The following is an 18804-nucleotide window of genomic DNA, read 5'->3' on the forward strand; positions in this document are numbered from 1 at the left end:
AAGCATGGCTAAAGAGAGTCGCGGTATTCAGTCGATCGAGGTCGGGGGTGAATTGCTGCAAGCGCTGGTGCGCAATGGGGAACCGATGATGCTGCGGGATCTGGCCCGCGAGGCCGGAATGTCGCCGGCCAAGGCGCATCCCTATCTCGCCAGTTTCTCCCGCATCGGCCTGATCGAACAGGACCCGTCCACCGGCCGTTATGAATTCGGTGCACTCGCCCTCGAACTCGGCATCGTGACGCTGCGGCGGCTGTCGGCAGTTCGCGTCGCAACGCCGGCAATCACCGCGCTTGCCAGCACCATCGACCATGCCGTCTCGCTGGCGATCTGGGGTACCCACGGACCGACGGTGGTACGGCTGGAAGAACCGAGCCATCCCGTGCACATCGCCATGCGCGTGGGCTCCACGGTATCATTGCTCGAAACTGCGACAGGGCGGATATTCGCTGCATTCATGCCACCTGCAACCATCAATGCCGCGCTCACCGAGAATCTCGATCGGCTCTCGATCGGCTACGATCCGAATCGCACGATAAAAGGCCCGGCCATCGACAAGATCCTCGCCGACATCCGCACGCGCGGGCTGGCCCGCGCCGTCGGCGAACCCTTGCGCGGCGTCAATGCATTCTCCGCGCCGGTGTTCGACCACAGCGGCGCGGTGGTTCTCGCCGTGACCGCCATGGGCGCGGTGGGTACATTCGACGTCAACTGGAACAGCCCAATCGCCAGCGCCCTGCTCGATTGCACCAATGCGATCTCGCGTCGGCTGGGCCGCGACGTCAAGGACTGAGCAGCGCAGCAGACGGTCTTGCAGAATATCTCAATTTGAGATATTGAAGAAATGCATGCGGGTTATCTCAAACAGCGCATTGGTGAGCTTTTCCGCCACGCATTCCGCGGCATCGATACCGCTGCAGGCGTGGCGCAAGATCGTGGAATCGCGCTTATTCAAGAATTTCGCTGAGATGAAGGCGACTTTCAACGCCATCGATCGTGTCGGCCCGTATTACGTTTTCGATATCGGGGGCAATAAATTCCGGATCGTTGCCGCCATCCATTTCGATAAACAACGCCTGTATGTCAGGCACGTGTTCACACACAAGGAGTACGACGCATGGAAACCATGACGCTGACCCGTGCAGACGTCGATGATCTCGCCGAGCATCTGAGCGCCATTTCAGCGCGCATTCCGCTTCAAACGATCAGATCAAAGCGTGCCTACAAGACAGCGACGGCTGCGATGAATGCACTCCTCGATGCAGGCGGCGCCGATGAGGGCAATCCGCTGTCGGCACTCGTTAGCCTCCTCGGCGAACTGATTACCGATTATGAAGACGCGCATTCTTCGCCCAAAACAATATCGCCAGCCGACATGTTGCGTTTTCTGATGGATCAGCACGGCCTCAGCCAGGGCGACTTGCCCGAGGTTGGAAGCCAAGGCGTTGTGTCAGAAGTCCTCAATGGAAAACGTGACCTGAATGTGCGTCAGATCAGGCTCCTATCCGAGCGTTTTGGCGTTGGACCGCAGGCATTCGTCTAACGACTGAGGTATCACGTCCGGCCTCGCCGTCACCACCCTGCCTTGAGCAAGCGCGTCGGTGCCGACCGGGAACGCAGGTCAAGCCGGCGAGGACAACGGGTGCAAAGTTGTCTGACAACCCGGCGCGTGGCCTTGTCGCCCCAGTCCATCGTGTTACGATCCCTTAGGCGCATCTCCGGTCCACGGGGAGCGACCATAAAATCACCGCCGGTCAAGGCGGATCGAGGGAGGATGACACATGGCTCTTTACGGCCCGACACGTCGTGCCTTTGTGCAGGGGGCGCTCGCCACCAGCGCGCTTGGCCTCACCGGCATTCCAGCTTTCGCCGATCCCGCCTGGAAGAAGTACGCAGGCACCACGATTGAAGCCAATCTGATCAAGGGTCCGCGCGGCGAACTGCTGCAGAAATACGCCTCCGAATTCACGGAACTGACCGGCATCAAGGTCGAATCCGAGGTGATCCCGGAGCAGCAGCAGCGCCAGAAGGCCGTGATCGAGCTCACCTCCGGCAAGCCTAGCTTCGACGTCGTGCATGTCAGCTACCACGTCCAGAAACGCCAGTTCGAAAAGGCCGGCTGGCTCGCCGATCTCACCGGATTCATGAAGGATCCGAACCTGACCGCGCCGGATTTGCGCGTCGATGACTTCTCCGCCGGCGGCCTGCAATTCGCCCAGAACGACAAGGGCGAGATGCACTCGCTGCCGTGGTCGGTCGACTATTTCATCCTGTACTACAACAAGGAAATGTTCGCGAAGAAGGGCGTCGCGGTTCCGAAGACCATGGATGAGATGGCAGCCGCCGCCGAGAAACTCAACGATCCCGCCAACGGCATCTACGGCTTCACCGGGCGTGGCCTCCGCAACGCCAACATGACGCTGTGGACCAATTTCTTCCTCAACTATGGCGGCGAATTCCTTGACGCCAAGGGCAATATCCTGACCGATGGGCCCGAGGCGATCGAAGCGACCAAGATGTATCAGCGCCTCCTCACCAAGACGGCGCCTCCCGGCGTCGCCGGCTTCAACTGGATGGAGTCGATGGCCTCGCTGACGCAAGGCCGCGCGGCCATGTGGATCGACGGTGTCGGCTGGGCGCCGCCCATCGAGGATCCCAATGCGTCGCGCGTGGTCGGCAAGATTGGCTACACCGTCGTGCCCGCCGGACCGAAGGGGCAATTCTCCGCCGCCTATGGCGACGGCATCGGCATCGCCAAGACCAGCACCAAGAAGGAAGCCGCCTATCTCTATTGCCAATGGGCGGTGTCGAAGACCATGGGCGCCCGGCTGTTGCAGAGCGGCGGCGGCGTGCCGTTCCGCAACTCGATCCTCAATGACGAGACGGTGCGCAAGGGCGTGAAGAATCAGGAATGGCTGGATTCGGTGATCGCCTCGGCCAAGATCAGCAAGCTCGGCCTCCCGGTCATCGTGCCTGTCGCCGAATTCCGCGACCTGGTCGGCGCCGCCGTCACCGCCACGCTGGCAGGAGCCGATCCGGCTACCGAGCTGAAGAAGGCCCACGAACAGTTCCGGCCGATCCTGGAGCGCAGCGAAAAATCGTGAGCGAACTGACAGCGGGAAAGGCAGTCGCCAAAACGACCGCAGCGGTCGCGGCCGAAACGGCGACTGCGAAAAAGAACGAGTGGCGGCCAATTTCCTATTGGCCGTTCGTGATTCCAGCGATGATCGTCGTCATGGCGGTCATCATCTTCCCGTGGGTCTATACGATCTGGATGAGCCTGCACGAATGGAAGGTCGGCCAAGCGCCGACCTTCGTCGGCTTCGCCAATTATCTCAGGCTGCCAAGCGATGCGCGTTTTGTGGAATCCGTGGGGCATACCCTGGTCTACACGGCGCTGTCAGTCGCGCTGCCGCTGATCCTCGGCACATTGGCGGCAGTGATCTTCAACAACAAGTTTCCGCTGCGCGGCTTCTTCCGCGGGCTCTTCATCCTCCCGATGATGGCGACACCGGTCGCCATCGCCCTGGTGTGGACGATGATGTTCCACCCGCAGCTCGGCGTGCTGAACTATCTGCTGTCGCTGTTCGGCCTGCCGCCATCGCTCTGGGTGTTCCATCCCGCCACCGCGATCCCGTCGCTGGTGCTGGTGGAGACGTGGCAATGGACGCCGCTGGTCATGCTGATCGTGCTCGGCGGCCTCAGCGCTATTCCGACCGAGCCCTATGAAAGCGCGCAGATCGACGGCGCGACCCCGTGGCAGACCTTCCGCTACATCTCGCTGCCGATGATCATGCCGTTCCTGTTCATTGCGGCGATGATCCGCATGATCGACGCCGTGAAGAGCTTCGACATCATCTTCGCCATTACGCAAGGCGGCCCCGGCAGCGCCTCGGAAACCATCAACCTGTATCTCTACAGCGTCGCCTTCGTCTATTACGACGTCGGCTACGCCTCCGCGATCGTGGTGGTGTTCTTCGCGCTCATCGTCGCGCTCGCCGGCGCGCTCTTGCATCTGCGTCAGCGCACCCACTGGAACGAAGCCGGAGGCAGCGCCTGATCATGCGGGACTTTCTCAACAAACTCGGCCTGACTTTCGCCTTCATCGTCATCGTTTCACCGGCGGTGCTGTTCTTCCTCTGGATGCTGTCGCTATCGCTGAAATTCGAGATCGACAACGCCTCCTATCCGCCGGTCTTCATCCCCGACCGCATCAATTGGGGCAATTACGCTGCCGTCATCGAATCCAAGCGATTCATGACCTATTTCTTCAACACGCTGATCGTCACCGGCTCGGCGACCTTGTTTGCTCTCATCATCGGCGTGCCTGCCGGTTACGGCATCGCGCGCATGCGCGCGCGCAAATCCGCCATCGTGATCCTGATCGCGCGCATCACGCCCGGCCTGTCCTATCTGATCCCGCTATTCCTGCTGTTCCAGTGGCTTGGACTGCTCGGCACGCTGTGGCCGCAGATCATCATCCATCTCGTGGTGACGGTACCGATCGTGATCTGGATCATGATCGGCTATTTCGAGACGACACCGATGGAGCTCGAGGAATCCGCCATCATCGACGGCGCCACCCGCTGGCAGGTGTTCCGCCACGTCGCGCTGCCGATCGCACGCTCAGGCATCGCCGTTGCCTTCATCCTCTCGGTGATCTTCTCCTGGAACAATTTCGTGTTCGGCATCGTGCTGGCGGGACGGGAAACGCGGACACTGCCGGTCGCGGTCTACAACATGATCTCATTCGATCAGTTGAGCTGGGGGCCGCTGGCGGCTGCCGCCCTGATCGTGACGCTGCCGGTGCTGCTGCTGACGATGTTTGCACAAAGGCAGATTGTTGCCGGACTGACCGCGGGCGCGGTGAAGTGACGCAAGGGCCCCTCCACGTCATTGCGAGGAGCCCTTGCGACGAAGCAATCCAGTCTTCGCTTGCGGCCCTCTGGATTGCCGCGTCGCTTCGCTCCTCACAATGACGGCTGAAAGGCCCACGCTCAATTCGCAGCCGCAACCTTCCTCTGCTCATCCGGCGCCGTTTCCCTAGCGGCAATCAGGCGCTTGAGCTCCGGAATGCACGAGCCGCAATTGGTGCCGGCCTTGAGCCTAGTGCCGATTTCCGCCGCGGTTCCAGCCCCTGCTGCAATTGCGTCGCAAATGGTGTTGCGGCCGACGCCGAAGCAGGCGCAGACGATGGGCCCTGCACTCGCAGCACCATCTGCGGACTTTCCAGAGAGCAGCGTACGGCGCTGGTCGTCGCTGACGGTCTCGGCGGCGAACAATTCCTTCACGGCATCCCAGGAGAGCGCCCCCTCCGTCGGGCCGATGAACAGACAGGTCTCGATCCCGTCATCCTTGAACGACACCGCACGATACACACCTTGGCCCGCGTCTTCGTATTCAGCGACATCATCGACCAGCAACGGCTTCAGCCAGTTCTGCCAGGTCTCGACATCGGTATTGTCCGAGAGCAGATAACCGACGCCGCCCGTGACCGCGACGCGCGCCCATTGCACGCCGAACGGCATCTCCAGCGGACTACGCGACAGCACGAAGCCACGCTGCGCAAACACCGCAGGTGCGATCGCCACCGGCGTCGCCTTGTTCTCGGGCTGACCGGAGAATGGGTCGGTGATCGGCGCCACAAGTCCGCCGACACGCGCGAAACCCGCGGTCTCGTCGTTCCAGTGGATTGGCGCGAACAGCATGCCGCGCTGCTGGCGTTCGCTGACAAGGACTTTCAGCACGCATTCGCCATAATCGGTGGTCAGCCGCGCATGGCCGCCATCGACAACGGCGAACTGCGCAGCATCGTCGGGATGGATCTCGACGAAGGGCTCCGGAATATGCTGGCCGAGCCGCGGGCTGAGGCCCGTGCGCGTCATCGTGTGCCACTGATCGCGAACGCGGCCAGTGTTCAAACGTAGCGGGCGCTCGATCGACACCTGCGTGCGCAGCTCCGGCGCCTCCGGCGCGATGAAACGCGCACGCCGGTCATTGGCGTAGAATTGGCCATCGGCAAAGAAACGCGCCTGCGGCTTCGTGGTCCCCTGACGCACCGGCCATTGCACCGGGGCCATGGTGTCGAAGGCCTCATCCGAGACCTTCATCAATCCGCCGATATCGAAATCGCGGTTGCCATTGTTCTCGAAGGCCGAAAGCGCCGCGTGCTCGCGAAAAATCTCGGCGGCCGATGTGTAGGCAAATGACGCGCCATAACCCAGGCGCTTGGCGACTTCACTCAGCGCCCACCAGTCCGGTCGCGCCTCGCCAGGGGCGCGCAGGAACGAGCGCTGCCGCGACACGCGGCGTTCGGAATTCGTCACCGTGCCGGACTTCTCGCCCCAAGCCAGCGCGGGCAGCAACACATGGGCTCCCGCGTTGACGGTATCGTTGGATCGCACATTCTCCGACACCACGAACAGATCGAGCTTGCTCAGCGCCGCGCGCACGGCATCGGCGTCCGGGAGCGACACCGCGGGATTGGTGCCCATCACCCACAACGCCTTGATCTCGCCACGGCCGATGGCTTCGAACATCTGCACAGCCTTGAGGCCTTCATGGGTGGCGATATGCGGTGCCTTCCAGAACCGGCGCACACGGTCGATATCGACAGGCGTGAAGCCCATATGGGCTGCGAGCTGGTTGGCGAGGCCGCCGACCTCGCGGCCGCCCATGGCATTCGGCTGGCCGGTCAGCGAGAACGGCGACGCGCCGGTCTTACCGATGCGGCCGGTGGCCAGATGGCAGTTGAGGATCGCATTGACCTTGTCGGTGCCCTGCGCCGACTGATTCACGCCCTGCGAATACAGCGTGACCACACGCGGCGTCGCCTTGAACATCTGGAAGAAGGTCGCGACATCGATCTCGTCGAGTCCGGTCGCCTTTGCTGTCGCCGCCACGCTGCCGGCGATGGTTCTAGCCCGCGCCAGCGCGTCGTCAAAGCCTGACGTATGCTCATCGATATAGCTGCGATCGAGCGCCCCATTATCGGCGAGATAGGCGAACAGCCCGCTGAACAACGCAGTATCAGTGCCGGGCTTCAGGCCGAGAAACAGATCGTCATCGCCGACCGTGTCGGTGCGGCGTGGATCGATCACGACGATCCGTGCGCCCCGCGTCTGCTTGTTGGCCAGCATGCGCTGATACAGCACCGGATGGCACCACGCGGCATTGGAGCCGACCAGCACCAGCAGATCTGCCTGGTCGAGATCCTCGTAGCACCCCGGCACCGTATCGGCGCCAAACGCACGCTTGTGGCCAGCGACTGATGACGCCATGCAGAGCCGCGAATTGGTATCGACATTGGCGCTGCCGAGAAAGCCCTTCATCAGCTTGTTGGCGACGTAGTAATCCTCGGTCAGCAATTGGCCGGAGAGATAAAATGCCACGGCACTCGGGCCATGTTCGGCGACGACCTTCTGAAATCCCTCGGCGACATGATCCAGCGCATCGCTCCAGGCGACCTGCACCATCTCGCCGTCGTCGCCCCGCATCATCGGATGCAGCAGACGCTCGTCGAGGCTCAGCGTTTCGCCGAGTGCCGATCCCTTCGAGCAGAGTCGGCCGAGATTGGCGGGATGCGCGGGATCGCCCGCAATCGCTGCGCCGCCGTTGCCGTCCGGCGTCGCCAGCACGCCGCAACCGACACCGCAGTAAGGGCATGTGGTGCGCGTGGCGTGCAAATGCGGATCAACCGCGTTCATCACGCCGCCTCCGCGCGAACAGCGAGTGCGCGGCCGAACATCATCTCGGCGCGGATATCGGAAATATCAGCGCCGCTGCGGATCAGCTCAAGATACCACAGCGCATCCTGCGTATCGCCGACCAGCACGGCGCCAGTGAGCGCACCGTCAGAAATCACCAGCTTCTTGTAGGTGCCGCGGCGGACATCATTGAGCAGCAGCGTCTCGCTGCCTTCGCCCGCCATGAAATCTCCAGCGGAGAAAACGCTGACGCCGGAGACCTTGAGATTGGTAGAGAGCACGCTGCCCGTATAGGCAGCATCCTTGCCCGCGAGATGGCGCGCCAACACCCTGGCCTGTTCGTAGGCAGGCTCGACGAGGCCATAGCAGGTGCCGCGATGCTCTGCGCATTCGCCGAGTGCGAAGACGTCGTCGGTGCCGGTTGCCATCTGGTCGTTGACGACAATGCCGCGATTGATCGGGATTTCCGCATCCCTGGCAAGCGATGTGTTGGGCCGGATACCGGCCGCAAAGATCACCGCATCGGCATCAAGCGCGCGGCCATCGGCGAGTTCGACGCTCTCGACACAATCGCTGCCATGAATACGCGCCGTATTGGCATTGAGCAAAATCCTGACGCCCTTGCGCTCGACCAGCGTTTTCAGGAGGTTCGCTGCAGGTGCATCGAGCTGGCGTTCCATCAGCCGGTCCATCAGATGGATCAGTGTGACGTCAGCGCCCGCCTTGGCGAGACCATAGGCAGCTTCGAGACCCAGCAGGCCGCCACCGACCACGACGACACGCTTCTTCTGCGCGGCAAGTGCGAGCAGCAGGTCCACATCGCGGCTGTCGCGGAACACATGCACGCCCTTGAGATCACCACCGGGCACCGGCAGCCGCAGTGCGGATGAACCGGTGGCGATGACCAGCTTTGAGAACGGCACACGCTTGCCGGTCGATGTCGTGACCTCGCGCGCGGCCATATCGATGGCCGTCGCCGTTGCGCCGTATTTCAGCGTGACGCCGCGGTCGCGCCACCAGGCAGCAGGCTTCAGCTCGATCTCCTGGGATGTCGCCTCACCCGCCAATACCGACGACAGCAATACGCGATTGTAGGCGAGCCGCGGTTCGTCTCCGATGACGGCGATGGCGTATCGACCGAGCGCGCATTTCGCCAGCTCGTCCACGAGCCGAGCCGCTGCCATTCCGTTACCAATGATGACCAGCGGCTCGCTCACGTCATATCCTTACTCGGCCGCCTGCGCTGTGCCGTAGGCTTCAGAAATCATGTAGCCGGACAGCGTGCCATAGGCTGCGGTCCAGGCTGCGGCGAGTTCGGGCGTCCAGGCGTCGCCGAGGCCCTTCTCCAGGGTCCACAGCAGCGCACCGCCGACGATCGGATAGTGTTCGGCCTTCACGCCATAGGCCACGTGCTGCTTGGCGAGCGCGCTCGCTGCAGGCAGCACGGTTTCGAGTCGCGTCAGGCCGGTGACGACGACACCAAGCGTTGCCATCAATTTGCGACCCTGCTCCTTCATGTCGCCGCGAAACATCGGCTTCACTTGCGGGGCAACCTCGAAGAGACGGCCGTAGAACAATTCCGCAGCCACATCGGAAATCGGCGCGACTTTCTTGAAACTCTCCTGAACCAGAGCGACGTCGGACGCATTCATGCTAACTCTCCTTGCAGTGGAAGGTGAGCTTGTGTGTCGCGCCGCGTGAGCAAATGTTCAGCGCGCGATAAAATGCGATGTGGTTCTAGTGATAGGCCGCAGAAATCATGCGCGCCGCCAGGAAATTGTAGACCTTGTGCCACGAGGCTTCGACCTCGGGCGTCCAGCGCTCGCCAAGCCCCTGCTCCAGACTCCAGAACAGTGCCTCGCCGACGGGCTCGTAGTGCCCGGCCTCCACGCCATAATGCACATGGTCTTTCGCGAGCTTGCCGATCACTGACAGCAGGCCGGTGATATTGTCGAGACTGCCGACGATCACCGCAAGCGTTGCGATGAACTTGTGCTTGAGCTGCGCCATGTCGCCGCGAAACAGCGGGCGCGTTTCCGGCAATGTCTCGAACAGCCGCGCATAAAACAGATCCACCATGACCGAGGAGTTCGGCCACATCTGATCGAATGACGATTGCACGCGCATGATTTCTTCGCGCGTCAGGCCTATCGAACGACTCATGATTTGCAGCTATCCGGAAAGTCTGAGCCGCATTCATTCGGTTTATCCTCGGAAGTCAAGAGGTAACAAGATGCTTACGCGGCTTCGACGAACTTGTGGCGCTCATACAGGAATTCGAGCACGCGCTTGCGGCAGTCGAGATAGACCGGGTTACTCGCCAGCTCGAGGCGCTTGCGCGGACGCTCCAGCGGCACATCGAGGACTTCGCCGATGGTTGCCGATGGTCCGTTGGTCATCATCACGATGCGGTCCGACAGCAGCACGGCCTCGTCCACGTCATGGGTGATCATGACGATGGTGTTGCCGAGTTTCTGATGCAGCGCCATCACCGAGTCCTGCAGGTGCGCGCGGGTCAGCGCGTCCAATGCGCCGAACGGCTCGTCAAGCAGCAGCACCTTCGGCTCCATCGCCAGCGCGCGGGCGATACCAACGCGCTGCTTCATGCCGCCGGAGATTTCCGAGGGGCGCTTGTCCTTGGCATGCGTCATCTGCACGAGATTGAGATTGTGCATCGTCCATTCGTCGCGCTCGGCGCGGGACTTTGTCTTGGCAAACACCTTGTCCACGCCAAGACGGACGTTCTGATAAACCGTCAGCCACGGCAGCAGGCTGTGGTTCTGGAACACGACGGCGCGATCGGGGCCGGGCGAATTGACTTCGCGATCCTCAAGGATCACGCCGCCCATCGTTGCACGCGTCAGGCCGGCGATGATGTTGAGCATCGTCGACTTGCCGCAACCGGAATGGCCGATGATCGAGATATACTCACCCTTGCCGAGGCTGAGGTTGATGTCCTTCAATACTTCGGACGAGACCTTGCCCCGGGTGAACACCTTGTCGACGTGGTCGAGCTTCAGATATGCCTTCATGATATCTCTCCTTAGCTGACCCAAATGTTAGCTGACTGAAGTGCCGTGGGTGACGAGCTTGCCGAGGGCGGCGATCAGGCGGTCGAGGACGAAGCCGACGATGCCGACATAGAACAGTGCCAGGATGATCTCGCTCATATGCGAGGAATTCCAGGCGTCCCAGATGAAGAACCCGATGCCGACGCCACCGATCAGCATTTCAGCCGCGATGATGGCGAGCCATGACAGGCCGATACCAATGCGCAGACCGGTGAAAATATAGGGCGCAGCCGCCGGCAGCATGACCTTCCAGAAAAATTCCACCGGATTGAGCTGCACCACGGCGGCGACGTTGCGATAGTCCTGCGGAATATTCCGGATACCGACAGCCGTATTGATAATGATCGGCCAGATCGAGGTGATGAAGATCACGAAGATCGCCGACGGCTGACCGTCCCGGAAGGCCGCGAGCGCCAGCGGCAGCCAGGCCAGCGGCGGAATGGTACGCAATACCTGGAAGATCGGATCGAGGCCACGCATCGCCCAGACCGACTGGCCAACCAGTGTGCCGAGGCCGATGCCGACCACGGCAGCGAGCGAGTAGCCGTAAGCCACGCGCAGGAGACTCGCCGAGATATGCCAGAACAGCCCCTTGTCCAAACCGCCATTGTCGAAGAACGGATCGAAGATCAGTTCCTTGGTGTCCTTGTAGACCTTAGAGGGCGGCGGGAGCGTTGAGCCAGCGCGCCGGCACAAGAGCTCCCACATCACGCCGAGCAGGAGAACGACGATCAGCGGCGGGATCACCCGCGCCGCTGTCTCTTTCGCCATCTTGGCGTATCTGTCAAAACTTACCGGCTGCTTGGGAGACAGTGCGACGCTCGCCACCGGCGGCTTCGCCAGTGCCGTTGCCGGCTCCGTCTTGATAGCTTGCATGTTCATCGCACTGTCTCCGTCATTTCAGCTAGTCCGCATCGGTCCCAAACGTGTGTCTCAGGCTTCGACGCGCTTGATGGCGAGCGACTTGAGGTAGGCTGCCGGATTTTCGGGATCGAAGACCTTGCCGTCGAAGAAGGTCTCCTTGCCGCGCGAGGTCGAAGTCGGGATTTCGGCGGCAGCGACGCCCATGGTCTTCGCCGCGTCACGCCAGATATCCTCGCGGTTGACCTTGGCGATCAGCGCCTTCGAGTCGAAGCCGGGCTCGTATTTGCCCCAGCGGATGTCTTCGGTCATGAACCAGAGATCGTGGCTCTGGAACGGATAGGACGCGAAGTCCTTCCAGTACTTCATGATGTGCGGCGAGTTTTCGACCACCTTGCCGGTGCCGTAGTCGAACTTGCCGCGGGCGCGATCGAGGATGTCCTCGACCGGGCAGTTGATCCACTGCCGCTTGCCCATGATGGTGGCGAGCTCTTCCTTGTTCTCCATCTTGTCGGCCCACTGCTGGGCTTCCATGATGGCCATGGTGATGGCCTTCGCCGCCTTCGGGTTCTTGTCGACCCAGGCCGCGCGCATGCCGAGCGACTTCTCCGGATGCTTGTTCCAGATCTCGCCGGTGTTCACCGCGGTGTAGCCGATCTTCTGGTGCACCAGCTGGCCGGGCCACGGCTCACCGACGCAGAACGCGTCCATGGTACCGACCTTCATATTCGCCACCATCTGCGGCGGCGGCACGGTAATGGTCTCGACATCCTTGTCGGGATCGATGCCACCGGCGGCGAGCCAGTAGCGGATCCACAGGTCATGGGTACCGCCCGGGAAGGTCATGGCCACCTTCACCGACTTGCCCGCAGCCTTCTTCTTCTCGAACGCGGCCTTCAGCGGCGCGACATCGAGGCCGACCTTCAGATCGGCATATTCATTGCCGACCGAAATGCACTGCGCATCGAGATTGAGACGCGCAAGGATGTACATCGGCGTCGGCTGATTGTTCTGGGTGACCTTGCCCGACGAGATCAGATACGGCATCGGCGTCAGGATATGCGCGCCATCGATGCCGTTGCCTTCGGAGCCGAGCACCATGTTGTCGCGCAGCGTGCCCCAGGAGGCCTGCTTCGACACTTCCACATCGGGCATGCCGTATTTGGCGAACAGACCCTTGTCCTTGGCAACGAACAGCGGACCGGCATCGCTTAGTGCGATGAAGCCGAGCTTGGCGCCTTTCACTTCGGGCCCGGCATCCTGCGCGAAAGCGCCGCCGGGGAAGTTCAGTCGGGCGGCCGCGAGCAAGGCAGCGGTTCCCGCGCCGGCTTTCAGAAGCTGACGGCGGCTGATCTTGCGGCCCGGCTTGTTGGTCTCTGACTTCGTCATGTGCTGCTGTCGTCCTTTCGCGCCTCGGATCGCCTGCACCGTCATTGGCCCCTCGTCACAGCGCACCTTGGGTCGAAGGCGTACGGACATAGCGGCGCGTCTGGGGGAAGCCCCATGATGGCAATGCTGGCTGGTGATTGATTGTGACGGCTACAATGGCGTCGCTAAGAACTATTCAAAGTTCGTGCCAACCGCTGCCTGATGGAAATTTCGATAAATTGCAGTCACTTACCTAAAGGCAACAAGACCAGCGCAGAGAACCACGCGCATCGAAAATTTGCGGGACGCTCATTTATTGTGCGACGCACGCGGAATAGGCAATGAATTGTGAGGTGCTATTTTGCCGACTTCGTCGGCGTGCCGGTCCGCGGATCGGTGCTATCAACCGGGTCCAATTTCTAGCGAACGGACCGCTTCATGCCGACCATTCCGGTGATCACCGAACCTGCCCTCTTGTCGCTGCGGAAGGTAATCAGCACCCTGAAGGCGGCGACCGTGGTCTCCGCGGCGGCGATCCTGTCTCAGGGCAAAAGCGATCTCGAAGCGAATGCAGCGGCAGCGTTCGGTCATTTCGAGGATGTCTCGCGGCAACTTCATATGTTCCGAAAGAGCGTCCTTGAAGACGCGCTGATTCCCGCCAAAGACAACGCTGTCACGGTGGATGTCGATATCGATGCTCTCGATCGCGCCGTCGACGATGTCGATCTACAGATCGCACAAACCAAAGGCGCACTCCACGCAGTCGTCGAGAGTTCTGATCGCAGCGGGCTCGAGGCCTTTGCCGAGCGCATCGGCGAACTCGGCCGCGCGCTGTTAGGCATGGTCACCCTCATCGCGCCATCGGCCGCACACGGCGACGCACCGTTTCTGTTCGATCAGTTCTTCCTTGAGTCGCTGCAGGAACTCTCGCAACGCGACTGGAGCGCGACCTGACCGCAGATCGCAAGACTGCTGGGATCGCTTACGCCTCGGCCTTTTCCGGCATCATCGGCTGCGGCACCGTGCCCTCGCCCGGCTTCATCCGGAAATTATAGGTCATCAGATGCCACGGCCCCGTGGCAGGCTGACCATCAGGCATAAAGGCATCGCTACGGTTCTCGACGGTGGCGATCAGATCGTCCTTCACGCCGAACACGACATCGGAGTCGAGATATTCGTCACCCTCGATGAAGACGTGGGTAATCAGCGGTTCATAACCGGGCGCGGCGACCAGGAAATGCACATGCGCCGGACGCATCGGATGGCGTCCAGTTTTTAGCACAAGATCTCCGGCCGGACCGTCGGTCGGGATCGGATAGCTGCAGGGCAGAATGGTTCGGAAAAACAGCCGGCCATCGCTGTCGGTGATGAAGCGCGCGCGCGACGACGGGCCCTGCGTGGCATAGCTGGCCTTCTGCGAGTCGTAGAAACCGTCATCATCGGCATGCCAGATATCGACCGGCACGCCGGCCAGCGGCTTGCCATCGAGATCGGTGACGCGGCTCTGCACGAACATGCGCTCACCCGTGAGGCCCGGAGAGATATCAGCGCCATGCGCCATGACGGGATGCTCGCCGACATAGAACGGTCCGAGCACCGTCGTCTGTGTGGCCCCCTCACGCTCCCTGTGGTTGACGGCATCGACCAGCATCGAGACGCCCAGCACGTCAGAGAGCAAGATGAACTCCTGCCGGATCGGCGTGCATTTCTGGCCCGTGCGGGTCAGGAAGTCGATCGCCACTTCCCATTCACCGAAGGTGAGATCGGTCTTGCGGACATAGTCGTGCAATGACGTCACGAGTTCTTGCAGCAGGAATTTCGTGCGCGGATCGGACGTCTTGTCGAAACTCTGGATGACGGCCGCAGTGAGTTCAGTGTCATTGAATTGGGTCATAATTCCATCCTGAGCAACACGACGCGATTGCATCTTTAACGATACACCAAACAGAGCTTCACGTAAGCTCGCCGCGCTACAAACCCATATGGACAACCGCTGATTTTCATCCATAGAAACGAGCCGCGTCCACACATCGGAGTGATGTTGCAATGCCGTCGTCCCAAAGCCTGAGCCCTTCGTCTGCGTCACCCGAACAGGTCGGCATGTCGACCATGGCACTGGCCCGCGTCGAAGCGCATCTCAAACAGCGCTATATCGATGCGGGCCGCTTTCCCGGCACACGGCTGCTCGTCTATCGCCGCGGCGAGATCGTGCACAGCGCGACGCAGGGCTTTGCCGATCTCGAGCGAAAGATCGCCGTCAAGGACGATACGATTTTCCGCATCTATTCGATGACCAAGCCGATCACGTCGGTCGCCTTCATGATGCTGGTGGAGGAAGGGCGCGTCACGCTCGATGAACTCGTGCACAAATATATTCCGGAATGGGAAAATATCGGCGTGTTTCAGGCCGGCGTAACGGCGCCGTTCGTGACGAAGCGACCGGCCCGTCCCATGCAGATCATCGACCTGCTGCGTCACACGTCGGGACTCACTTACGGCTTCCAGCAGCGCACCAATGTCGACGCCGCCTATCGTGCACTCAAGATCGGCGAGATCGAAAAATCCGGCACGATGACATCGATGATTTCGGATCTCGCGAAGGTCCCCCTGGAATTCTCCCCGGGGGATGCATGGAATTATTCGGTCTCGACCGACGTGATCGGCTATCTCGTCGAGAAGATCAGTGGACAGCCATTCGAACAATTCCTGCAGGAACGTATCTTCGATCCGCTCGGCATGACGGATACCGGCTTCTTTGTGCCGCCCGACAAGGCGCATCGTCTCGCGGCCTGCTACGCCGCCGACGGCAAGGGCGGCTTTGTTCTTCAGGACGATCCCGCGACGAGTTCATTCCTGTCGCCTCCTAAGATGATTTCCGGCGGCGGCGGCCTATGCTCCACCGCCGCGGACTATCTCACCTTCTGTCGCGCCCTGCTCAATGGCGGTGCGCTCGGCGACGTGCGCCTGCTCGCTCCGAAGACGATCGCGCTGATGACCAACAATCATCTGCCCGGCGGGGCCTACGTCGCCGACATGTCGACGTCGATGTTCAGCGAAACGAGCTATGCCGGCGTCGGCTTCGGACTTGGATTTTCGGTGATGATGAATCCGGTCAAGACCATGATCCCCGGCAGCGCCGGTGAGTATGGATGGGGTGGCGCGGCGAGCACGGTGTTCTGGATAGATCCGGCCGAACAGCTGATCGCAATCTTTATGACGCAGCTGTTGCCATCGAGCGCCTATCCGATCCGGCGCGAGCTGCGTACCATGATCTACTCCGCGATTACCGACAGCAATGTTTAGTAACGAACGGTATGATCAATATTGCTCAGTCGGTGCGCACCACCAGGCACCGGTCGCGCTCAGCACGAATCAAATGAAATTCTCTCTCAGTGAGAATTTAGAATGAAACTTCCGGTGCGCATGGGACGTAGCAACAACCACCCACGGAATTGTGATATTACGTCGGTGCTACACAGGAGATCGTAAAGTGCGAAATTGCAGCTGGAAATCGCATGGAATGCTGCATGCCAGAGATTTGCAGCTTACGAATGCGAACGACTCTCAGTTATCCTGCGTGCGTCAGGCAAGTCACATGTGTATAGCATGATGACCAACTTGTACTTTCGCTTCCGCTGCAAGGCCCGTATCGATAGAAATTGAGTTCCGGTGTTCGTTGGAAGTTTTGCAAGCATTGCGAAGTAGCAACGGAATACCGCAAGGTTTTTTGTACGATTGGATGACCCTCGCGATTACGTGTCGATCAATTCGAGTATCGCGACGATTTCAGCCATCCCAATCGTTATGACGATGTGTATAACAGAGATGCCTTTGAAAGTTAGCTTTAAGGGCTCTCGGGCTAAGAAGCTCTAACAAGAAAATAAAACCAAACTCCCTTATTCAAACAAACTGAATGGTGACGAATGAAGCAACGTAGCGCCGGCAAACCCGACATTGAGATGGGCAAGAGGATCCGTCTGCGTCGTGTTGAGCAGAAAATTTCGCAGGCGGATTTAGGCGAAAAGCTGGGCGTCAGCTTCCAGCAGGTTCAGAAGTACGAGAAGGGTGTCAATCGCGTTGGCGCTGCGCGTCTTCAGCAGATTGCGACGGCGCTCGATGTGCCGGTCACCTTCTTCTACGATGGCGATGGCAAGAGCCGCGAAGTGGAAAGCTTGCTGTTCCTCGATAGCGCTTTCAGCCTCCGCTTGCTTCGTGCCTACAGCCGCATCAAGAGCCAGACGGTCCAGCGCCAGATGGTCGTCCTGATGGAAGCGATTGCCGACGAAGAGAAGTAATCGTCGCATGGCCGCCGGAGCGACCCGGCCGCTGATCGGCTCGATTTCAATCCCCCCTCGACACGAAAAGAACTCGCCGTAACCGCGGCGAGATTTTACGCATCTGCACCTAGCGGTGGCACAGTTGTTGCTGGAATATTCGTGAACCTCAGGGGGAGCGAACCATGTCTACAGCTACGATTACCGCCGTCGAACCAATCCGCAAGCCTCTCTATCAGTCGCTCTTCGTGCAGGTGCTTGTCGCCCTGCTGCTCGGCATCGTCCTTGGCATCGCCGTGCCGGACTTCGCGGTCGGCCTGAAGGTCTTCAGCGACGCCTTCCTCAAACTCATCTCCATGATTGTGGCCCCCATCGTGTTCTGTGTGGTGGTGCATGGCATTGCGGGTGCCGGCGACCTCAAGAAGGTCGGCAGGGTTGGCGTCAAGGCGCTGATCTATTTCGAGGCCATGACCACGCTGGCGCTCGTTGTCGGCCTGGTGCTGGCCTATCTATTCGGCCCGGGCCACGGCATGAACATCAATCCGGCCTCGCTCGACGGCAAGGCACTCACGACGGTCGCAGACAACGCCCACAAGCTGCAGGGCGGCGGCATCGGTAGTTTCCTGCTCAACATCATTCCGACCACCTCGTTCGACGCTCTGGCGCGCAACGACGTCCTGCAGGTGCTGTTCTTCGCCATCCTGTTCGGCACCAGCCTGGCGCTGGTCGGTGGCGAGAAAGGCGAGCGGATTTCGAGCTTCATCGAAGCCGTATCGACCGTTCTGTTCCGCGCCATGGGACTGATCGTTCGCCTCGCCCCGATCGGCGTGCTCGGCGCTGTCGCCTATACGGTCGGACGCTACGGTGTCGGATCGCTGAAGCAACTCGTCTCGCTGGTGGTGCTGTTTTATGTCTCGGTGGCGATCTTCGTGTTCGGTGTGCTCGGTGCCGTGATGGCGCTGGCCGGGCTGAACATCATCAAATTCCTGAACTATCTGCGCGAAGAACTCACCATCGTGCTCGCCACCGCGTCATCGGATGCAGTGCTGCCCCAGGTCATGCACAAACTCGAACGGCTCGGCGTCAAGGACAACGTGGTCGGCCTCGTGATCCCGACCGGATACTCGTTCAACCTCGATGCATTCTCGATCTATCTGACGCTGGCCGTCGTGTTCATCGCGCAGGCCACGAATACACCGCTGTCCTTCGGCGACCTCATGCTGGTGCTGGGCGTCTCGCTGGTGACGTCGAAGGGTGCCCACGGCGTACCGGGCTCAGCAATCGTGATCCTTGCCGCGACGCTGAATGCCGTGCCGAGCATTCCCGCCATCGGTCTCGTGCTGGTGCTGTCGGTAGACTGGTTCATCGGCATGGCCCGCGCGCTCGGAAACCTGATCGGCAACTGCGTTGCCACCGTCGTGGTCGGCGCATGGGAAGGCGATCTCGACCATGCCAAGGCGAAGCGTGTGTTGGATGGTGAAGAGCTCGTGGATGTAACGGCCGGCTAATTGCCTTCGAGGCAAAAAA

At 60.7% G+C, this 18804-nt stretch carries 19 protein-coding genes; 10 read left to right on the plus strand and 9 right to left on the minus strand.

The features are described from left to right. Positions 1-4 precede the first annotated feature (4 nt). Positions 5-790: an IclR family transcriptional regulator gene (locus AB8A50_RS12815; protein WP_439077873.1), complete on the plus strand. Its 786-nt coding sequence runs from the start codon at positions 5-7 to the stop codon at positions 788-790. Positions 791-820: 30 nt separating this feature from the next. On the opposite strand, the gene AB8A50_RS12820 is transcribed toward AB8A50_RS12815, so the two are convergent. Then, positions 821-988, minus strand: a complete 168-nt coding sequence (locus AB8A50_RS12820; protein ID WP_439080063.1) for a hypothetical protein — start codon at positions 986-988, stop codon at positions 821-823. Between AB8A50_RS12820 and AB8A50_RS12825 the strand changes: the two genes are divergently transcribed. The 5 genes from AB8A50_RS12825 to AB8A50_RS12845 all read left to right on the plus strand — a co-directional run bounded on the left by AB8A50_RS12825 (position 966) and on the right by AB8A50_RS12845 (position 4872). Beyond that, complete coding sequence (locus tag AB8A50_RS12825) at positions 966-1127, plus strand: type II toxin-antitoxin system HigB family toxin (RefSeq protein WP_439079974.1); 162 nt, start codon at positions 966-968, stop codon at positions 1125-1127. The two genes, AB8A50_RS12820 and AB8A50_RS12825, sit on opposite strands and share 23 nt — an antisense overlap. After that, positions 1115-1540, plus strand: a complete 426-nt coding sequence (locus tag AB8A50_RS12830) for a helix-turn-helix domain-containing protein (protein ID WP_439077874.1) — start codon at positions 1115-1117, stop codon at positions 1538-1540. Before AB8A50_RS12825 ends, AB8A50_RS12830 begins: the two co-directional genes overlap by 13 nt. Before the next feature lie 238 nt (positions 1541-1778). Beyond that, complete coding sequence (locus AB8A50_RS12835; RefSeq protein ID WP_093756665.1) at positions 1779-3101, plus strand: ABC transporter substrate-binding protein; 1323 nt, start codon at positions 1779-1781, stop codon at positions 3099-3101. After that, positions 3098-4057, plus strand: coding sequence for a carbohydrate ABC transporter permease (locus AB8A50_RS12840; RefSeq protein WP_439077875.1), 960 nt, complete (start codon positions 3098-3100; stop codon positions 4055-4057). The genes AB8A50_RS12835 and AB8A50_RS12840 overlap by 4 nt, the downstream gene beginning before the upstream one ends. 2 nt (positions 4058-4059) lie before the next feature. Next, positions 4060-4872, plus strand: coding sequence for a carbohydrate ABC transporter permease (locus AB8A50_RS12845; protein WP_172980293.1), 813 nt, complete (start codon positions 4060-4062; stop codon positions 4870-4872). Between the two features lie 122 nt (positions 4873-4994). Here AB8A50_RS12845 and AB8A50_RS12850 read toward each other — a convergent pair whose 3' ends face one another. The 7 genes from AB8A50_RS12850 to AB8A50_RS12880 all read right to left on the minus strand — a co-directional run bounded on the left by AB8A50_RS12850 (position 4995) and on the right by AB8A50_RS12880 (position 13024). Continuing rightward, a complete protein-coding gene (locus tag AB8A50_RS12850; protein WP_439077876.1) occupies positions 4995-7703 on the minus strand; it encodes a molybdopterin-dependent oxidoreductase in 2709 nt (902 codons plus the stop codon). Continuing rightward, on the minus strand, positions 7703-8920 hold the full coding sequence (locus AB8A50_RS12855; RefSeq protein ID WP_092146294.1) for an NAD(P)/FAD-dependent oxidoreductase: 1218 nt from the start codon (positions 8918-8920) through the stop codon (positions 7703-7705). The genes AB8A50_RS12850 and AB8A50_RS12855 overlap by 1 nt, the downstream gene beginning before the upstream one ends. 9 nt (positions 8921-8929) lie before the next feature. Then, the gene (locus AB8A50_RS12860; RefSeq protein ID WP_170849549.1) at positions 8930-9355 is read right to left on the minus strand and encodes a globin family protein; all 426 of its coding nucleotides are present in this window, start codon (positions 9353-9355) and stop codon (positions 8930-8932) included. Positions 9356-9440: 85 nt separating this feature from the next. Continuing rightward, a complete protein-coding gene (locus AB8A50_RS12865) occupies positions 9441-9866 on the minus strand; it encodes a globin family protein (protein ID WP_093756667.1) in 426 nt (141 codons plus the stop codon). A 74-nt stretch (positions 9867-9940) separates the two neighbouring features. Then, positions 9941-10735: an ABC transporter ATP-binding protein gene (locus tag AB8A50_RS12870; protein WP_439077877.1), complete on the minus strand. Its 795-nt coding sequence runs from the start codon at positions 10733-10735 to the stop codon at positions 9941-9943. 27 nt (positions 10736-10762) lie between these two features. Beyond that, positions 10763-11656, minus strand: coding sequence for a nitrate ABC transporter permease (gene ntrB, locus AB8A50_RS12875; protein ID WP_439077878.1), 894 nt, complete (start codon positions 11654-11656; stop codon positions 10763-10765). Positions 11657-11707: 51 nt separating this feature from the next. Further along, entirely contained in the window at positions 11708-13024 is a 1317-nt protein-coding gene (locus tag AB8A50_RS12880) for a CmpA/NrtA family ABC transporter substrate-binding protein (protein ID WP_089265247.1), read from the minus strand. A gap of 417 nt (positions 13025-13441) precedes the next feature. Here AB8A50_RS12880 and AB8A50_RS12885 point away from each other — a divergent pair, with 417 nt between their 5' ends. Beyond that, positions 13442-13957, plus strand: coding sequence for a hypothetical protein (locus tag AB8A50_RS12885; RefSeq protein ID WP_439077879.1), 516 nt, complete (start codon positions 13442-13444; stop codon positions 13955-13957). 28 nt (positions 13958-13985) lie between these two features. Here AB8A50_RS12885 and AB8A50_RS12890 read toward each other — a convergent pair whose 3' ends face one another. Beyond that, entirely contained in the window at positions 13986-14897 is a 912-nt protein-coding gene (locus AB8A50_RS12890; protein ID WP_439077880.1) for an intradiol ring-cleavage dioxygenase, read from the minus strand. Positions 14898-15049: 152 nt separating this feature from the next. On the opposite strand from AB8A50_RS12890, the gene AB8A50_RS12895 reads away from it, so the two are divergent. From AB8A50_RS12895 to AB8A50_RS12905, 3 genes are all read left to right on the plus strand, one after another. Beyond that, positions 15050-16306 carry a serine hydrolase domain-containing protein gene (locus tag AB8A50_RS12895; protein ID WP_439077881.1) on the plus strand — a complete coding sequence of 419 codons (1257 nt, stop codon included), beginning with the start codon at positions 15050-15052 and terminating at the stop codon, positions 16304-16306. A gap of 620 nt (positions 16307-16926) precedes the next feature. Beyond that, the gene (locus AB8A50_RS12900; RefSeq protein ID WP_089265251.1) at positions 16927-17298 is read left to right on the plus strand and encodes a helix-turn-helix domain-containing protein; all 372 of its coding nucleotides are present in this window, start codon (positions 16927-16929) and stop codon (positions 17296-17298) included. Between the two features lie 164 nt (positions 17299-17462). Continuing rightward, positions 17463-18785, plus strand: a complete 1323-nt coding sequence (locus AB8A50_RS12905) for a dicarboxylate/amino acid:cation symporter (protein ID WP_439077882.1) — start codon at positions 17463-17465, stop codon at positions 18783-18785. The last annotated feature ends 19 nt before the right edge of the window (positions 18786-18804 follow it).

Origin of the sequence: Tardiphaga sp. 841_E9_N1_2 (genome assembly GCF_051811065.1) — a bacterium.
GTDB lineage: Bacteria > Pseudomonadota > Alphaproteobacteria > Rhizobiales > Xanthobacteraceae > Tardiphaga > Tardiphaga robiniae.